The sequence below is a fragment of the Helcococcus sp. KG196 genome, assembly GCF_046035495.1.
Taxonomy (GTDB): Bacteria; Bacillota; Clostridia; order Tissierellales; family Peptoniphilaceae; genus Helcococcus; species Helcococcus ovis.
Window position 1 is genome coordinate 52,145 of the sequence record NZ_JBFNFI010000004.1, and the last position, 18,281, is coordinate 70,425.

The 18,281-nt window shown below is 28.6% G+C and carries 13 protein-coding genes; 1 reads left to right on the forward strand and 12 read right to left on the reverse strand.

Annotated elements, in window-relative coordinates:
* Window positions 1-13: 13 nt before the first annotated feature.
* The 8 genes from ABGF45_RS02955 to ABGF45_RS02990 form a co-directional block, all read right to left on the reverse strand.
* Window positions 14-1,519: a YfcC family protein gene (locus ABGF45_RS02955; RefSeq protein ID WP_134744036.1), complete on the reverse strand. Its 1,506-nt coding sequence runs from the start codon at window positions 1,517-1,519 to the stop codon at window positions 14-16.
* Window positions 1,520-1,528: 9 nt separating this feature from the next.
* Window positions 1,529-2,464 carry a carbamate kinase gene (arcC, locus tag ABGF45_RS02960; RefSeq protein WP_134744037.1) on the reverse strand — a complete coding sequence of 312 codons (936 nt, stop codon included), beginning with the start codon at window positions 2,462-2,464 and terminating at the stop codon, window positions 1,529-1,531.
* 18 nt (window positions 2,465-2,482) lie between these two features.
* Window positions 2,483-3,487, reverse strand: coding sequence for an ornithine carbamoyltransferase (argF, locus tag ABGF45_RS02965; RefSeq protein ID WP_134744038.1), 1,005 nt, complete (start codon window positions 3,485-3,487; stop codon window positions 2,483-2,485).
* A gap of 38 nt (window positions 3,488-3,525) precedes the next feature.
* The gene (locus ABGF45_RS02970; protein WP_134744039.1) at window positions 3,526-4,755 is read right to left on the reverse strand and encodes an arginine deiminase; all 1,230 of its coding nucleotides are present in this window, start codon (window positions 4,753-4,755) and stop codon (window positions 3,526-3,528) included.
* 216 nt (window positions 4,756-4,971) lie between these two features.
* Window positions 4,972-6,870 (reverse strand): transcription antiterminator, encoded by a 1,899-nt coding sequence (locus ABGF45_RS02975; RefSeq protein ID WP_134768800.1) that lies wholly within the window; start codon window positions 6,868-6,870, stop codon window positions 4,972-4,974.
* A gap of 277 nt (window positions 6,871-7,147) precedes the next feature.
* Entirely contained in the window at window positions 7,148-8,323 is a 1,176-nt protein-coding gene (locus ABGF45_RS02980) for a hydroxymethylglutaryl-CoA synthase (RefSeq protein WP_134744080.1), read from the reverse strand.
* A 9-nt stretch (window positions 8,324-8,332) separates the two neighbouring features.
* Window positions 8,333-9,574 carry a hydroxymethylglutaryl-CoA reductase, degradative gene (locus tag ABGF45_RS02985; protein WP_134744079.1) on the reverse strand — a complete coding sequence of 414 codons (1,242 nt, stop codon included), beginning with the start codon at window positions 9,572-9,574 and terminating at the stop codon, window positions 8,333-8,335.
* A gap of 8 nt (window positions 9,575-9,582) precedes the next feature.
* Window positions 9,583-10,830, reverse strand: a complete 1,248-nt coding sequence (locus ABGF45_RS02990) for a thiolase family protein (protein ID WP_134744078.1) — start codon at window positions 10,828-10,830, stop codon at window positions 9,583-9,585.
* Window positions 10,831-11,037: 207 nt separating this feature from the next.
* Here ABGF45_RS02990 and ftsH point away from each other — a divergent pair, with 207 nt between their 5' ends.
* Entirely contained in the window at window positions 11,038-12,906 is a 1,869-nt protein-coding gene (ftsH, locus tag ABGF45_RS02995) for an ATP-dependent zinc metalloprotease FtsH (protein WP_134710850.1), read from the forward strand.
* A gap of 140 nt (window positions 12,907-13,046) precedes the next feature.
* On the opposite strand, the gene ABGF45_RS03000 is transcribed toward ftsH, so the two are convergent.
* The 4 genes from ABGF45_RS03000 to ABGF45_RS03015 are packed head-to-tail and all read right to left on the reverse strand — an operon-like array spanning window position 13,047 to window position 18,271.
* Window positions 13,047-14,837 carry a glycoside hydrolase gene (locus ABGF45_RS03000; protein ID WP_134744077.1) on the reverse strand — a complete coding sequence of 597 codons (1,791 nt, stop codon included), beginning with the start codon at window positions 14,835-14,837 and terminating at the stop codon, window positions 13,047-13,049.
* 8 nt (window positions 14,838-14,845) lie between these two features.
* Window positions 14,846-16,249, reverse strand: coding sequence for a 6-phospho-beta-galactosidase (lacG, locus tag ABGF45_RS03005; protein WP_134710848.1), 1,404 nt, complete (start codon window positions 16,247-16,249; stop codon window positions 14,846-14,848).
* Window positions 16,246-17,949: a lactose-specific PTS transporter subunit EIIC gene (locus ABGF45_RS03010; protein ID WP_134710847.1), complete on the reverse strand. Its 1,704-nt coding sequence runs from the start codon at window positions 17,947-17,949 to the stop codon at window positions 16,246-16,248. The genes lacG and ABGF45_RS03010 overlap by 4 nt, the downstream gene beginning before the upstream one ends.
* Window positions 17,950-17,959: 10 nt before the next feature.
* The gene (locus ABGF45_RS03015; protein WP_134710846.1) at window positions 17,960-18,271 is read right to left on the reverse strand and encodes a PTS lactose/cellobiose transporter subunit IIA; all 312 of its coding nucleotides are present in this window, start codon (window positions 18,269-18,271) and stop codon (window positions 17,960-17,962) included.
* Window positions 18,272-18,281: the final 10 nt, after the last annotated feature.

Genomic DNA, 18,281 nt, shown 5'->3' on the forward strand with positions numbered 1-18,281 from the left:
TAATATTAAATTTTTATAATACATACATTGCAATTGATAAAATTATAATATTTGAAATCATGATAATTACAAATGGTTTTTTAACCCAATTTAGGTAAGTAGAATATTCTACTTTAGCAGCAGCTAGTCCACCCATTACTACCCCTGATGTAGGAGTGATAAAATTAACAAGACCACAAGCTCCACAGAATATCATAATCATTACATTAGGATTGTATCCTAATTGGTATGCTAATGATCCCATAATTGGAATTGAAAGTGCTGCCAATCCCGATGTTGATGGTACCAAGAAGCTTAGTAACATATATATTAAATATGCCATTGGTGCAAATACAAATGGAGAAACTCCTTTTAATAAATTTGCACTATTTTGAAGAATATAAAAATCAAGATGTGTCGAACTCATTACAATTGTAATTCCTCTAGCTACAGCTATAATTAAACCTACTGATAATAAGTCCGCAGCTCCAGCTAAAAAGTTATCTATAAATACTTTTTCTCTCATTCTTGCAACTATCGCGATAATAATTGAAGAAATTGTAAATAAAGCAGCTAAATCAGCAAAATACCAACGTCCTAAAGATTCACCGGTTAAAAATTTTGACCATCCAAAAGCTTTGATATATGCATCTTCATCACCATTAAATACGATATCTGAATAAGAAATTAAAGAAACTATCATTATTACAAATGTAATAGCAAAAACAATCAATACCGCTTTATGAGTTCTTGTAAATTCAATTTCTTCAGAGTTATCTTGAGAGAAATGTGTAGTCATATCTTCTTTTTCACCAAATGTTAGGATGGAGTTTTCTTTATTTTGTTTAACTTTCTTAGCATAATCAAGTACAAATTTAATCACAATTAAATCAGTTATTAACCATAAAATTATCCCTATAATCATAACTGTAGTTGCATTAGCGGCTACCCCTACAGATTCCAGTGCCCCCATAGCTGCTGATGTAGCAAATGGGTTGATTGTCGACCCAAGTACACCTGCACCGGCTCCAAGAAGAACTGTACCTACTGCTACCATAGTATCAAACCCTGCCGCTACCATTGCCGCTGTAATTAATGGATAAAATCCTATAGTTTCTTCAGCCATACCATATGTTGACCCACCAATAGAGAATAAAAACATTAATATTGCAATTAGTCTTCCTTCTTTACCTTTGTTGCTCTTAACTAAGCTACGTATTCCAGCATTCATTGCACCAGTACTCATAACTACTCCAATAAATCCGCCAATACACATAATGAAGATAATTAAATCTGCGGCATCCTTAAATCCATTAGGAATCGCCATAACAAAATCGCTTAATTTAGCACTTTTAACTGCTACTGTTTCGCCAGCCTTGACTAAATTAATAAGCTCTCCATATTTTTTGGGGTCTAACGATTTAATAATTTCAGAATTAATTGGTTTTCCATTGAAAAATATTGTTACAATACATACTATTGCAAGAACAATCATTAAGATGGAAAATGCACTTAACGAATTTTTCTTTTTTTGCGTCATAACCTTCTCCTATTTTTTTATTATAGTTCCTGTTTTACCTTCTAATGCTTCTGCCGCTTTTTCTAACGAGGTAATTAATGCTATTCCATTTTCAGATTTTTCAACAAATTCCAAACAAGCTTCTACTTTTGGTAACATTGAACCTGATGCGAAGTGTCCTTCTTCAATGTATTGTTTAGCTTGAACAGTTGTCATTTCTGAAATACCTTCTTGATTTGGTTTATTAAAATTAATCATAACTTGATCTACCGCCGTCAAAATAACAAGCATATCAGCATTTAGTTTTTTTGCTAATAGTGCAGATGATCTATCTTTATCAATTACAGCTGCCACACCTTTCAATCCATCACTAGTTTCAATAACAGGTATTCCTCCTCCTCCAACAGTAATTACTATATTAGATTTTGAAACTAAATCTTCAACAATGTTTATTTCTACTATTTCCTTTGGAATAGGACTTGCAACAACTCTTCTATATCCTCTACCTGCATCTTCAACATATTCATAACCATTTTCAGCTTTTTTGGCATCAGCTTCTTCTTTAGTTAAAAATGTTCCTATTGGCTTTGTAGGCTTATTAAATGCTTCATCATCTTTATCTACTATAACTTGAGTTACTATGCATGCAACTTCGCTATCTTTATTTCTTTTAGCCAGTTCATTTCTAACTGATTGAGATAGATGATAACCAATATATCCTTGACTCATAGCTCCACATTCAGGAAATGGTATTAAAGGAGTATTTCCTCCCTTATTTGCTGAAAATTCCATTGAATTATTAATCATTCCAACTTGTGGTCCATTACCATGCCCAATTGCTAAATCATAATTTTCAGATAAGTCTACTATTGTCTTTGCTGTTTTTTTTACTAATTCTAATTGCTCTTCCGGGGTATTGCCTAAAGCATTACCCCCTAGAGCGATAACTAATCTCTTTCTTCCCATTATATTTACCACACTTAACTATTTTAATGTAGCATACATAATAGCTTTAATTGTATGCATTCTATTTTCAGCTTCATCAAATACTTTGCTTTGCTTGCCTAAAAATACCTCATCTTTTACTTCCATTCCTTGAAGATCATATTGGTTTCCAAATTTATTGTTAACCTTAACACCTGTTGATGTTTCTAAGTCATGGAATGATGGTAAGCAATGCATGAAAATGGCATTTTTATCAGCATAATCCATAACTTTTTGGTTTACTTGATATTTGTGTAGCAATTTGATTCTTTCAAGCCAAACTTCTTCAGGTTCACCCATTGATACCCAAATGTCCGTATAAATTACGTGTGCACCTGTGCAAGCTTCTTCTACATTTTCTGTAAATTCAACTTTTGAACCGTGTACTGCTGCAAATTCTTTCGATTCAGAAATTAACTTTTCATCAGGCCATAATTCTTTTGGTCCACAACCTGTATAGTTAAGACCTAGTTTAGCACAAGCAACCATTAATGAGTTACTTACATTATTTCTACAGTCTCCCATGAATACAAAGTTTAACCCTTTAAGATATCCAAAATTTTCTTTAATCGTTAACATATCTGCAATCATCTGTGTTGGATGGAATTCATCTGTTAATCCATTCCATACCGGAACACCGGCATTATCAGCTAATTTTTCAACTAATGCTTGATCAAATCCTCTATATTCGATACCATCATAGAATCTTCCAAGTACTTTAGCTGTATCTTCAATAGATTCTTTATTTCCCATTTGACTTGAACCCGGATCAAGATATGTTACTCCCATTCCTAAATCCATTCCTGCTACTTCAAATGAACAACGTGTTCTTGTAGATGTTTTTTCAAATAAAAGAACTATATTTTTCCCTTCAAGATATCTATGAGGTGTTCTTGTTATTTTAAGTTTTTTGAATTGTTCTCCTAAATCAATTAAGTATTTAATTTCATCTTCAGTTAAAAATTTTAATCCTAAAATACTTCTTCCTTGTAAATTAACTGGCATATTTCCCCCCTTTAATTATTTCTTGTTTTAATTTAATATTAATTTTCTCTTACTAATGGCATTGACATACATCTTGGACCACCTCTACCAACTGTTAAATTAGAAGCATCCAGTTCTAATACTTCAATCCCTTCTTTTTTTAAAATTTCGTTAGTAACTATATTTCTCTTGTAGACAATAACCTTTCCTGGAGAAAGTGTTAATGTGTTAGACCCATCATTCCATTGTTCTCTTTCAGCAGCGATTGGATCGCCGCCTCCACATGGAATTAAACGTACTTTTTCAATTTCTAAACAATTTGCTAAGATTTTATCTAATTTACCTGTAGCTGTTTCAATACGTAATTCATTTTTTTCTTTATCTTTACTTAAAATTTTTACTTCCATTTCTTTGATGATTGCTGGATGATATGTAAAAGCATCCACATCGATTTGAGTAAATACCGTATCCAAGTGCATAAATGCTCTATTTTCATTAATACTTAGGGCATAAATTTTTTCAATTTTATTTTCTAATTCACCAAAGAATAAATTATTAGCTAGTACTTTTATGGCATCAAATTGAGTTCTTTGAGAAATTCCAACTAATAATGTTGTTTCACTTACATTTAATACATCTCCACCTTCTATATGAAATTCATTGTGTCTTCCAAATAAATCAGAAACTTTCCCTTTATATTCTGGGTGATTTTTAAAAATATAGTCACAATAGATTGTCTCTCTATTTCTTGTTACAGAGTACATTCTATTGATTACAGCACCGTTTCCAACCGAAGCAAACGGATCTCTTGTAAAATATAAATTCGGCATTGGATTGATTGCTAAATAAGATTTTCCCAAAACCATTTCTTCTAAATCAGTTTCTTTAAATAATCCTAATTCTTTAAGGGTCAAACCAGCCATTGTTTTTTCAACAAATTCTTTTGTATCTTCAATAGCTTGTAAATATTCTTTAGCTTTTACTAAAATTTCTTTATCTTTTACGCCTGTTTCAGAAAGATATTGCTCTAAGAAGATTTCTCTTAATCCTTCATTAACATCTAAAGTTTCTGTCATTAAATTTTCAAGATATACAACTTCAACTCCGTTGTTTCTCATTATTTCTGTGAATCTATCATGTTCTTCTTGTGCCATTTTTAAATCTGGAATATCATCAAATAAAAGTTCTTCTAAAGTAGAAGGCGTTAAATTTAATAATTCATTTCCCGGTCTATGAACTAAAACTTTTTTTAATTTTTTAATTTCACTTGTTACTTGTATTGGCCTCACTGTTTATCCTCCTAATAATTTATAATCAGCATATTAAATATTTAAAACATGACGAAGATTATTGCGAATGTAGATAATAAAAATATGTTATTTTACTTAAAATAAGAATACACATTAATTTTCACTATCAGATTCCTTAAATAAAATATTCTTAAAATCTTCATCAATTAATTTTTTACTTAACTCAGATATTTTATTTAATGTAATTTACTGAATTTATTCAAACTCATCTCCCTCCAACAAACTAATTACTTGATTCAAATTTCCATATCTTAGTTTTTTTAATTTTTTTTCATTATTAACAATTTCGTAAATAAATGATAAAATTCCTCTTGCATCATTAACATCTTTATTTGCAACACAAACCACAAAAAAAGTGTCAGCATAGTATTCATCCCATTTTATTTTTTTCTTTGTCCTGGCTAAAACAACAGAATTTTTTATAACATTTTTAGGATTCCCATAAGGAATTGCTACACCAATTGGTAAATCTGTCCCTCCTAGCTCTTCCCTTTCAATCATGTCTTTAACAAAATCTTTTTTTACAATCTTTTTTTCTACAAGATATTTACCTATATTTTCAATTAATTTTTCCTTAGACGAAAAGTTTTTATCTAATAGGATATTATCTTTTGAGAAAAATCTATTATATAATTTACTTTCTTGACTAATAAATTTATTAAAATTGTTTAAATAAACCATTTGTCTTATTTTTTCAATATCATGTCCCGTTAAAAATGGAGAAATCATAATTACTTCCCTATCAACCCTTTCTAAATGAACAGTAGAAATTATAAAATCATATTTATCAAGATCAATTGTTTCTACTTCTAACATAGAAGCAACATCTATACTATTAAGATAAGGAAAATTATTTCTCATTCTATTTACCAAAAATTGATAAGATGGACTACAAAGACAACATACTAACAATATTTTTTTATTCAATCTTAATTTTTCTAATTCAGATTGAATATATAATGTCAATAACGCAACCTCATCTTCTGTTAATTGAAAATTTTGCTGTTTTACATAGTCAGATAAAGAAATCCAAACCGTATTAAATGTAAGTGGAAATTCAACTTTTATTTGTGAAGTAAATGGATTATCTACCTTATGGTTATTCTTTAATCTATATATCATTGCAGATATATGTTTTGAAATCTGTTGAATAAGCTCCTTATTATCAAAAAAATCTATTCTAAAAGATTCTGATAATTTATCTATTAATTTATCAACCATTTCTGCTGATTCTTCTGTATCTTTTACATTTTCAAATCTATTTAAGATTAATTGATTTTCTAAAAAATCAATATCAAATTCCTTAAATTCAAAATTAAGTTCTTTTGATGCTGTATTCAATAAATATTTAGAACCATTTTTATAATCATCTCTTAAAAGATTATTTTTATATTTCCTTTTTTCATGATGTTTACTTTTAGTTAATCTATAAACAAGAATTATATAAATATTCAATACATTCTGTATATAATAATCAGCAACAACATAATTATTTTCTTTTAAAAATTTAAATAATATATTTTTACAAATTCTTACTATTTTTTCATTATAGTAAGATTCCAATAGATTTATTTTTTCCAATAAATCATCAGAATCTGTATGACCATTTACATCATTTAAAAGATATTTATTAAATTGAAGCAAAGCTATTTGAAAATCAGATTCTGTTCCTTCTAATCTCGTTCCAAAATTATCACTTACTAATTTAATATTCGAACCATAACATAGTATTTTTGAAATAATTTCAATATCATAATTAATAGAAGATTTGCTTACAAAATATATCTCTGACAATTTGTTTATACTTATATATTCTTCATCAAAGAGTAATCTTCTCATTATTTCTAATCTTCTATTACTAACATCATATTCACCATTAAATTTAGCCCCTGGATGTTTCTTGAAAACATTATCTCTTTTAATTAATTTGATACCTACACCTGTTTTTTTTTCAATCAATAAATTTTTAGAAAATAATTCAATTTCTATCTCTTTTATATATTTTGATATTGTTTTCTTAGAAACACCTATTCTTTTTGAAAAATCAGAATAAGTTAAATATTCACTTGTATTTATCAACAAATCCTTTATCAATTCTTTTCTTTTTTTAATTTCAATCTCCCTACCTCCTTTTTATATTATTGTAATTGTATTTTATATCTGAATACGTATTCTTAGTAGTACAATAAACTTCTACAAGTAAATAAATATTTTTGTTTAATTCTATATAAGATAAAATGTAATTAGATTTTTTATAAAAAAATAAAATTTTATTATAATCTTCAAATATTTTTTTATATAAATAAAAACTGCTACGAAATAATTATTATAATTATTTCATAGCAGTTTTTACTTATATTATTTTTAATAATTAATTATTTAATAAAACATACTCTCTCTTTCCGTTTTCAATTCCTTTTAAATTAAATCCTTTTTCCATTAATTTTTCTTCAACATGTATAAAATTTTCTTCAGTATATATCTTTTCAAAATAGTTAAGATCATATTCTGATACGTCTATCTCATCTCTGTTTTCTAACATTTTTTCTATGAATTTTATATCTATATTACTAGTGAAATCTTTTAATAATATCCCTGTAAATAACTCGCATACAGCCCCTGAACCATAGCTAAAAAATCCTATTTCTGAATTTTCTTTAAGATTTCCATAAATTAATTGAGATAAAAATGATAAATACAATGAACCGGTATACAAATTTCCTATTTGTCTACATAGTTTTGTGCTTTGATCATACTTTGATAACCATTTTTGAGATAATAACGGTAAATCTTCTTCTAATGATATCAATGCTTTTTTCCCCATCTTTGAGAATGGAAGATGAAATAACATTGTATCTATATTTTGTAACGTATTTTTATATCTATTTTTAAATTCATTTACAGACTCCTTAAACATATCAATATATAATTGAGTTGAAAATTTCCCATCAACAATAGGGTATTCACTATAACTTGGTCTCCAAAAATCATATTCATTTCTTGTTAACGATACAAACTTATCAGTAAATCTTAAAATTTTTGGACTTGAACTGATTAAAATCGCAATTGCTCCTGCTCCTTGCGTAACTTCCCCTCCGGTTTTTGGACCGTATTTAGCTATATCAGAAGATACTATAAGAACTTTTTGATTTGGTCTTAATCTTACGTAATCACACGCTATTTGTATTGCAGCAGTAGCTGAATAGCATGCTTGTTTAATTTCATAAGTTTTAGCAAATTTATTTATATTAAGCAAATCAAATAAATAAGTTGAAGCAGACTTTGAAAAGTCAAATCCTGATTCTGTAGCAAATATAACCTGACCTATATTTTTTTTATCTTCATCATTTAATATATTAATAGCTGCATTTGCCGCCATACTAACTATATCTTGATTTTTAGGAATAATCGACATTTTTTCCTGACCAATCCCTTTAGTCCATTTATCAGGATCAACATTCCTTTGTCTTGCTAATTTTTCAATATTAACATAATATTTTGGAATATATAATGAAATTTTTTCTATACCAACATATTTGTCTTGCATATATTTCTCCTATTTATTTCTCAAATTATCAAGTATTAATTTAGCTTCATCTATGTTTATTTTCCCTTTAGATTTGAGTTTTTTAACTACTTCATCTATTTCATTTTCATTAGCTCCAGCTTGCTTAGCTAAAGTCTTTGCATGAAGGGACATGTGTCCTTTTTGAATCCCCTCTGTTACTATTGCCTTAACTGCACTGAAATTTTGAGCCAAACCAACTGCTGCTATTATACTTGCTAATTTTTTTGAACTTGGATTATTCATTAAATTTAATGACCAATTTGCAATTTGATGAATAGAAATTGTACCTCCCAAAGTAGCAACTGGAAGAGGCATTTCTATTTCACCTACCAATTCTTCCTTATCTTCATCATAAATCCAAGATGTTAAGGATTTATATTGACCTGACCTAGCAGCATATGTATGTGCTGCAGCTTCTACAGCTCTCCAATCATTTCCCGTAGCCAATACAACAGCATCTACTCCATTCATAATGCCTTTATTATGAGTTGAAGCTCTATATGGATCTAAACTAGCATATTTTGTAGCTAACTCAATTTTTTTCGCAATAACTTTTGCCACATCTACATCTTTATTTAGCCTTAAAATAGGAATACTTGCTTTTGCACTTACAATAGATTCTGTAGCATTATTTGAAATTATTCTTAATATATAATCTGCACCCGCAATTTCGCAGACCCTTTGTGAAATATGTTCTAAAATTGTGTTAATTGTATTGGCCCCCATTGCATCACAGGTGTCTACCGAAAGGTAAAGCGTTACAAATTTTTCAATTTCAAATCCCTCAAACCATATTTTTTTGGGACCACCACCTCTTTTAATCATATTTTGAGATTTTTCTTTTGCCATTTCTATAAATTCTTGTTGATGTTGTTTCAATCTTTCCAAAGATAATTTTACATTTTTTACATCATACAAAACTATTTGACCTATAACTGCTTTTTCAATCATTTCAGTTTTTATATTTCCTAAAATTTTAGCCCCATTGCTTGCAGCAGCTACTACAGACGGCTCTTCTATAGCCATAGGAATTAATATTTTTTCATTATTTATTTCAAAATTCATAGCTATTCCTAATGGAATTTGGTAATTTTGTATATAATTCTCAATCATTAAATTTGCCGTTTCATTTTCTAACACTTTAATTTCACTTAATAAATTTAATGATTTCAATATTTCTCTTCTTTCATTTATTGTCTTATTATAAAATTTATAAAATAGATTATCCATAATATCTCCTATTTAGCATTTTTATTAAAATATCCATTTTCTAATAATATAGCTATACCTTGACCTCCACCTATACATGCTGATACAATCGCATATCTTTTTAATGGATTATTTTTAAACTCATAGAGCATTGTATTAATTAATCTAGCTCCTGACATTCCTAAAGGATGTCCTAAGGCTAAAGCTCCACCATTAACATTAAATTTATTTTTATAAAAATCTGATGAATGTGAAATTCCTAATTCTTTCAAGCAACCTATGACTTGTGCAGAAAAAGCCTCATTTATTTCCAAATAATCTACATCTTTTTCTAGATCTAAATTATTATCTTTACACAATTGCTTAATAGCTTCGACAGGGCCAAGTCCCATCATTTCAGGAGAAACTCCAACAACTGAATAATCTACAAAATATGCCATAATATCTAAATTGTTATCTCTTGCATATTTTTCTGTTGTCATTATTTCAAAAACTGCTCCATCATTAAAACTAGAAGAATTTCCCGGCGTCACAGTTCCATTTTCTATAAATGCAGGTTTCAATTTTTGTAATTTTTCTATGGAAATATCTTTTCTAATCTGTAAATCTTCTTCAATAATTTCTTTTTTCCCATTTTCAATAACCTCAATAGAAAACATTTCTTCTTTCAATCTTCCATTTAAGGTCGATTTTATAGCTTTTAAATGACTATTTAATGCATACTCATCTTGTAATTTTCTGGATATATCATATTTTTTTGCTATATTTTCAGCTGTAACCCCCATATTAGGAATCTTTGAATTTGTGCCTGATGCAGATCTTAATGATTCAATATTTGCATCTAAAATTTGTATATTTCCTAATTTTTTAGGATTAAATCTACTATCTTCTTCTAACTGAAATGGAGCTCTCGACATAATTTCAATCCCTCCTGTAGCAATAACTTTTTTCTTATTAAAAAATAATTCTTGATATGCATTTATAGCAGACTGTAATCCTGAACCACATATTCTATTAACTGTCATAGCAGTAAAATCATTTTTCAATCCTAAATCTAATCCTATTACTGAGGCTAAATTACAAGCAGTAGGAGTTGATATAACATTTCCTACTATAATTTCATCAATATCATCTTTATTTATTTTCGATCTATTTATAACTTCTTTAAGCGTAATCTCACCTAATTTCTGAGGCGTAAAACTTCTAAACTTACCTAAAAACTTACCTATAGGTGTCCTAACACCCGCTAAAAAAACTATTCTATTTTTTTCTTTCATAATTTTTCCTTCGTAGTTATATAAATTATTGAAATACAACAAAATTATATTGTTTATCAATATTAACCTTATTATCACATATTATATAAATTTTATCAATATATTTATATTTTCTTTGTTTTGGGGTAATATATATTAAGGGAGAATATAAACAAAATTTAAACACTTTTATGTTATACAATAATAAAAAATAAAATAGGAGAATTTATGCCATTTAAAAATAATGATAAAAAAAATGATGATAGAAAACCTATATGGTATTGGTATGCTGTCGGTGCAGCTATAATTATTTTAATTCAATTTATACTTGCCCCGATGATTAAAAATGCTTCTGTTAAAGAAGTAAGTTATGACCAATTCTTAACTATGCTTAACAAGGGAGAAATTGAAAAAATTAAAGCAGAAAGTAAGCAAATAAGTTTTAATGTAAAAAAAGGTGATAAAAATTTAAATTACAAAGTTGGCATATGGCCAGATAAAGATTTAACAGATAGAATTTTAAAAACAAAAACTCAATTTGGAAGTGAAATCATCGAACCTACCAATCCACTAATTATCTTTTTAATACAATGGGTTGTTCCTTTTGCATTAATGTTCTTAATAATAAGATATTTAACTAAAGGTATGATGGGTGGCTCAAATGCTTTAAGCTTTGGAAAATCAAATGCCAAAAGATATATAAAAGCATCTAACTCTGCTACATTCAAGGATGTTGCCGGTCAAGATGAAGCAAAAGAAAGCTTAGAAGAAATTGTAGACTTTCTTCATGACCCTAAAAAATATGCTGCAATTGGTGCTGTTGCACCTAAAGGTATACTTTTAGTTGGACCTCCCGGAACAGGAAAAACTCTTCTTGCTAAAGCTGTTGCAGGAGAAGCAAATGTACCATTTTTCTCAATTTCAGGTTCTGAATTTGTAGAAATGTTTGTTGGCCTTGGTGCTTCAAAAGTTAGAGATTTATTTAAACAAGCAAACGAAAAATCTCCTTGTATAGTATTTATTGATGAAATTGATGCTATCGGTAAACGTAGAGATACATCAGGATATAGTGGAAATGATGAAAGAGAACAAACACTTAACCAATTATTAAATGAAATGGACGGTTTTGATGCTACAAGTGGTGTAATTATCTTGGCTGCTACGAATAGACCTGAAATACTAGATCCAGCTTTAACAAGACCTGGTAGATTTGACAGACAAGTTAGAGTAGAATTACCTGATATTAAAGGTAGAGAAGAAATCCTAAGAGTACACTCAAAGAAAATTAAAATGAAAGAAGATGTAAATCTTCATAACATTGCTAAAATGACTGCCGGTGCATCTGGTGCTGATTTAGCAAATATGATAAATGAAGGTGCTTTAAGAGCTGTTAGAGAAGGCAGAGATAAAGTTACAGAAGAAGATTTAGCTGAATCTGTAGAAGTAGTAATTGCTGGTCATAAAAAGAAAAATGCTGTAATAACTTCAAAAGAAAAAGAAATTATTGCATATCATGAAGTTGGTCATGCTATAACCGCAGCTGCTCAAACTCATACTGCTCCAGTTACAAAAATTACTATAATTCCTAGAACATCAGGTGCTTTGGGATATACAATGCAAGTTGAAGAAGAAGAAAAATTCTTAAGATCAAGAGAAGATTTATTCCAAGAAATCGTAATATTAACGGGTGGTAGATCTGCTGAGGAGATTATATTTAACACAAAAACAACAGGTGCTTCAAATGATATAGAAAGAGCTACAAAAATCGCAAGAGCAATGGTTACAACATATGGTATGGAACAAGAATTTGACTTTATATTATTAGAACAAAATTCTTCAAGATATCTAAAAGGCTCAGGTACTAATTCATTTGCAGCAGCTGAAACCGAAAATAGAGTAGATCAAAAAGTAATGGAAATAATTTCTGAAGCTCACAAAAAAGCTCATACATTATTGCGTGAAAATATAGATAAACTTCATGAAATTTCAAAATATCTTTTAGAAAAAGAAACTATAACAGGTGCAGAATTTATGGACATTTTCAATAGTGATTATATATTGACTGAAAAACCTGATTATATTAAAAATTTAGAATAAAATTAAAAGGATTAAAATCCTAAAAATAAAAAGGACTGTTATAAAATAACCAAAAAGTTTATTTTGCAACAGTCCTATATATTTTAATAATTTTAAATAGTGAAAATAATACTATTAAAAATATAAATTTATTCAATTATTTATCTAATTTTAATCAATGATAAATGTTTATCCCAACATTTACCCCCTTTATCGAATGTTATCCTCAAATAATTTGTTCCCTCTTTTAATTCTTTTTTAGGTCTTACATTTATTTTTTCCCAATACCCTCCGGTTAACATAGGCAAATCATACATATAATCTAATTTTTCCCAATTTTGTCCATCAGAAGATATTTCAAAATCTAATCCCTGTAAAGCAATATGATAATATATAACTGCATCAAAATCTTTCATATTTTCTAATTTATAAACTATATTTTCTCTCGAAAGTCTAGTTCTTCTTGCTCTTGAAAAATCGTTATCAAATGCGTTATATGGATTATATGCTTCTAACATCCAATTACCTGATTTAGAATGAATCTTATCCCAATTATCTAAATTATCATAGATTCTATAGCTTTTATTTTGTTGTTTTTCGTCATTAATATTGCCTGTATATGTTATAGTGGTATATCCACTAACTGAAATTCTTGCAGTATTATCATCTATATATTGTGATGGGAATTTTTCTAAATTGTACTTATCATTTGTTATATGAGGGGTAAGTTTATTTAATTTTACACCTTCAAAAGTTAAATCTATAGTTTCATTATTTTGACCATCATTAAGAGCAACTACAACGAAATCTCCCGTTTTATCATTTTTGTATGCTGATAAATGTAAATTTCCCGTTGGATTTTCTGTAATTTCTACTCTCTTATATCCAGGTTTTATAAATTTACTAAAATTACCAAATGAATACAATCTCTTTGCATCTATGTAATTATCTTTGTCAACTAATCTTATCAAACTTTCATTATTATTTTTATAAGCAGCTCCTAACCAAAAAATAAAGGCATTTATATCCGCTCTAGTTAAAAAATCATGAATGTATCTTGACCATTTTACCCCATCCTTAAAACCTGTACCTCTAAGAATAGTTTCTGAAGTTTCTGTAAGCCAAATTTTTTTATTATTTTTCTTTGCACCTTCAAATACATATGGTCTTCCTCTATAATAATGTGATGCAATTATATCAACACTATCTATCGCACCTTTATCTTCATAAATTGATGATAGTCTTTTATCTGTCCAAGTTCCTTCTTCACCTACAATAATTTTTGCATCAACTTTTTCTTTTACAAAAGTAGGTTTTAAATATTCTTTTACAAATTTTCTAAATTCTTCTTTTGACCATAAATTAGATTGCCAAAAAGCAGCATATTCAGGCTCATTAGCAATAGAAATTGCATCTATTTTGATATTATGATGTTTTTTATATCCTTTAACATATTCTGCAAGATATTTAGCATATTCTTGATAATACTCTTCTTTTAATCTCCCACCTCTTACAATTCTATTATTTGTTTTCATCCATGCAGGTGGCGACCAAACCGTACTCATAAATGTTTGAACTCCCCTTTTTCTAGCTTCATTCATAACCCATTGTTCCGGTTCATATGGTTTAAAATCCCATGTATCCTTATCAGGATGAATAGTTGGCATATTTAATCCATTACCAACTTCACTTCTTAAAATACTTAATCCTATACCTTTTTCATTAGAAAAAAGTAAATCCATTAGTTTATCTCTTTTATGATGTTCATAAATTTGATTTCCATAAACATCCGCAGATTGAGATACCCCAAAACCATCTATTTCTTGAAAAACTTTATTTGCATTTAATTTAGCTATAGGTATTTGTACATCTGCTTTTGCATTTTTCACAGGTAAACTTACAACAAATATAACTGATGCTAAAAAAATCGATAATAATTTATTTAATTTCATATTTTACCTCAATTCAAAATTTGTGTTTCTGCTAAATTTTTATACCAGTAAGCACTTTGTTTTGGAAATCTTTCCTGGGTTTCAAAATTAACATAAAACAGTCCATATCTTTTTTCGTATCCATTAGACCACGAAAACACGTCCATCAATGACCATAAAAAATATCCTTTTACGATAGCTCCATCTTCTATTGCATCAGCTACAACATTCAAATGTTGTTTTATATAATCTATTCTATCGTAATCATAAACTGTATTATCTTCAAATTTATCTTTGTTTCCTAAACCATTTTCAGTAATATATATTTTTTTATAATTTGGATATTCTCTTTTAACTCTCATTATTTGATCATATAGTCCTCTAGGATATATCATCCAATCCCAATCAGTACGGGGTATGTCAACACTATATTCTCTTTTGCCAACACCTTTAATTTGATATTTTGAACCTCCTTTCGCACCTTTAGAATTATGAGTTATTTCTGTTTCACCTTCAAAATGACGCATCCAATCACTCATATAATAGTTTATTCCTAAAAAGTCATTCAAATCTTTTGCAATATCAAATATTTCTAAATCTTCTTTTCTTATATCCAAGTATCCTCCATGGATTTCTAAGATATGATTCACACCTTCCATTGTTTCAGGTGAATAATGCCCCAAATAAGTTGCATCCAATATAAATTTATTATGAATTATATCTTCTAATTTTGAAGCTCTTATATCTCTTTCATCTTTCGGATTATATGGATATTTTGTTGGAAGTGCATGAACTATTCCAATTTCCCCATCGTAGCCTCTATTTTTATATTCAATAACTGCTTTAGCATGAGCTAACATCATATTATGATGTGAATTAAAAACTTTTTCAAAATCATATTTTAATCCAGGTGGAAATTTCCCAACTAAGTACTGTCCTTCTCCTATAGGTCCAATTTCATTAAATGTTGTCCAATATTTGATTTCCTTGAATTCTTCAAAACAGAACTTTGCATAATTTACAAAATGTTCCACATTTTCCCTATTTAAGAAATCACCTTTAGAATGTAAAAATTCTGGAGTATCAAAATGATGTAATGTTACAAATGGTTCAACACCTCTTTTCTTACATTCCGCAAATAATTTATGATAAAATTCTACTCCTTTATCATTTACTTTCCCGTAACCCTTAGGAAAAATTCTGGACCACGCAATTGAAATTCTTATACCATTTATAGAAAAATCTTCACAAAGTTTTAAGTCAATTGGATATCTATTATAAAAATCACTTGCCGGTTCTGCTGTATACCAATAATTTTCTTTTAAATATTTATCCCAAGCAACTTCTCCTTTTCCGTCTTTATCTATACTTCCTTCAGCTTGATAAGCTGCCGTTGCTCCTCCAAATATAAAGTCTTTTGGCAATTTTTTCATTTATTTAAACTTTCCTTTACAAATTTTAATGATGCTAATCCATCTCTACTTAATGAAATATATTCAGCACCTTCTGTCTTAACAAGTTTTATGCCTAAAGCATCTGTTTCTTTCTTTATATCTTCATAATTAGAAGCAACTTGAGGAGCAAGTACAACTAAATCAAAGTTTTTCAATATATCTCTGTGTGCTCCATAACTATCAGCTACAGCATTAACTGATACTCCATGTTCCTTAGCTGCTTTATTAAGTGCATTACTTAAAAGTCCACTCGTACCGCCTCCTGCACATAAAACTAAAACTTCAACATGCTCATTAATTAAAGAATCACTCATAACTTCTTTTTTCTTTGAAATAACATCTTTAGCTTTTTTTGTATCAAAATTTGCGTTAACTTTCTTTTCTAAATTTGAGCTTTCTTCACTTTTTCCTTTTATTTCTTCTTCTAAAATTTGTTGATCATATATTCTAAAGAATGGATAATAAATTAATACGTCTACTACAATCAATACAAATATTAATATTATTGCTAAAAATTGGAAGTTTAGACCTAATAACATTCCAATAGGTGCTGGAGTAGTCCAAGGTAAGTTTGCTGTAAAACTGTTCATTTTTAGTGTATCTACAAAAAACTTAAATATCCAAACGTTTACAATTGGTGCTAAAATAAATGGTACAAAAAATATTGGATTTAATACAAGAGGTCCACCAAATAATATTGGTTCATTTACACCAAAAAATGTTGGAACTACAGATGCTCTACCTACAACTTTATTTCTTTTTGATTTTGCAAGCCACATAAATATAAATGGAACAACCAATGTAGCTCCCGTACCACCCATTGTAACTATAAACATTTGAGTTCCGGCTGTAATTACTTTATCTGCATGTTGTCCTGCTTGCATTAAACCTAAGTTTACTTCTGCATTAGTATACAATACAGCTGCTATAGCTGGTTCTACAATAGATGGACCGTGGATACCTATAAACCAGAAGAATGCATATGCCCCAAATATTATTGTCAATCCTAAATATCCATCAGCTGCCTTAAATAATGGTGCTAATAAAATACTTATTGATTCAGCAACGTTTTTACCTGCATAATTGTGAACTAATATATCCAATCCATATAAAATTACAATAGAAATTGAAAATGGAATTAAATCCTTAAATACTTTTGAAATGTTAGGTGGTACTTCTCCCGGCATTTTTATTGTTACATTATTCTTAAAACAAACTTTATATACATTTACTGTTAAAAATGCTGCTAAGAATGCTGCTATCAATCCCTTTGTTCCCATATAAGAACTTAAAAATCCACCATCTTTAGATGGATCTGCAGATAATAGTAAAAATCCTACCATTGCAGCTAACATTGTTGACATAAAATTCATTTGATTATTTGATCCCATGTTTCTATTCATAGAATCTGTTAATGCTTTTGCTGTTGTTCCTGCAACCAATATCCCTAAAATACCCATAGAATAATTATATGGCTTCATTAATAATTCAACAGTTTTATCACTCCATTTAAATCCAAATGCATTTGGAACAAATGCTATAAGTAAAAATATACTCGAAAATAGTACTACCGGCATACCTGCTATGAAACCGTCTTTTATAGATCTTAAATATATATTTCTTGATAACTTTTCAAAAAATGGTTTAACTTTTTCTATTTTTTTAATTAATCCTTTCATTTTCTTCTCCTCATTTTTCTTTATAAAGTTCAATTATTGTTTCTATTAAATCTCTTAACAACATTGTAGTCATCAAATGATCTTGACCATGAATAAAAGTTACACTAAATGGTAAATCTTCGCCTCTAGCTTCTTTTACCAATAATTCAGTTTGAGTTTTATGAGCATTAATTATGCACTTTTCACCTAAATCAATTTCTTCTTTTGCTTTTTCAAAATCCTTAGATTTTGCATATTTTAATGCGTTCATATAATGAGATCTTGCATCTCCCGCATATGCAACTATCTCAAATCCTATCATTGTGATATCATCTTTATTCATTTTACCTCCT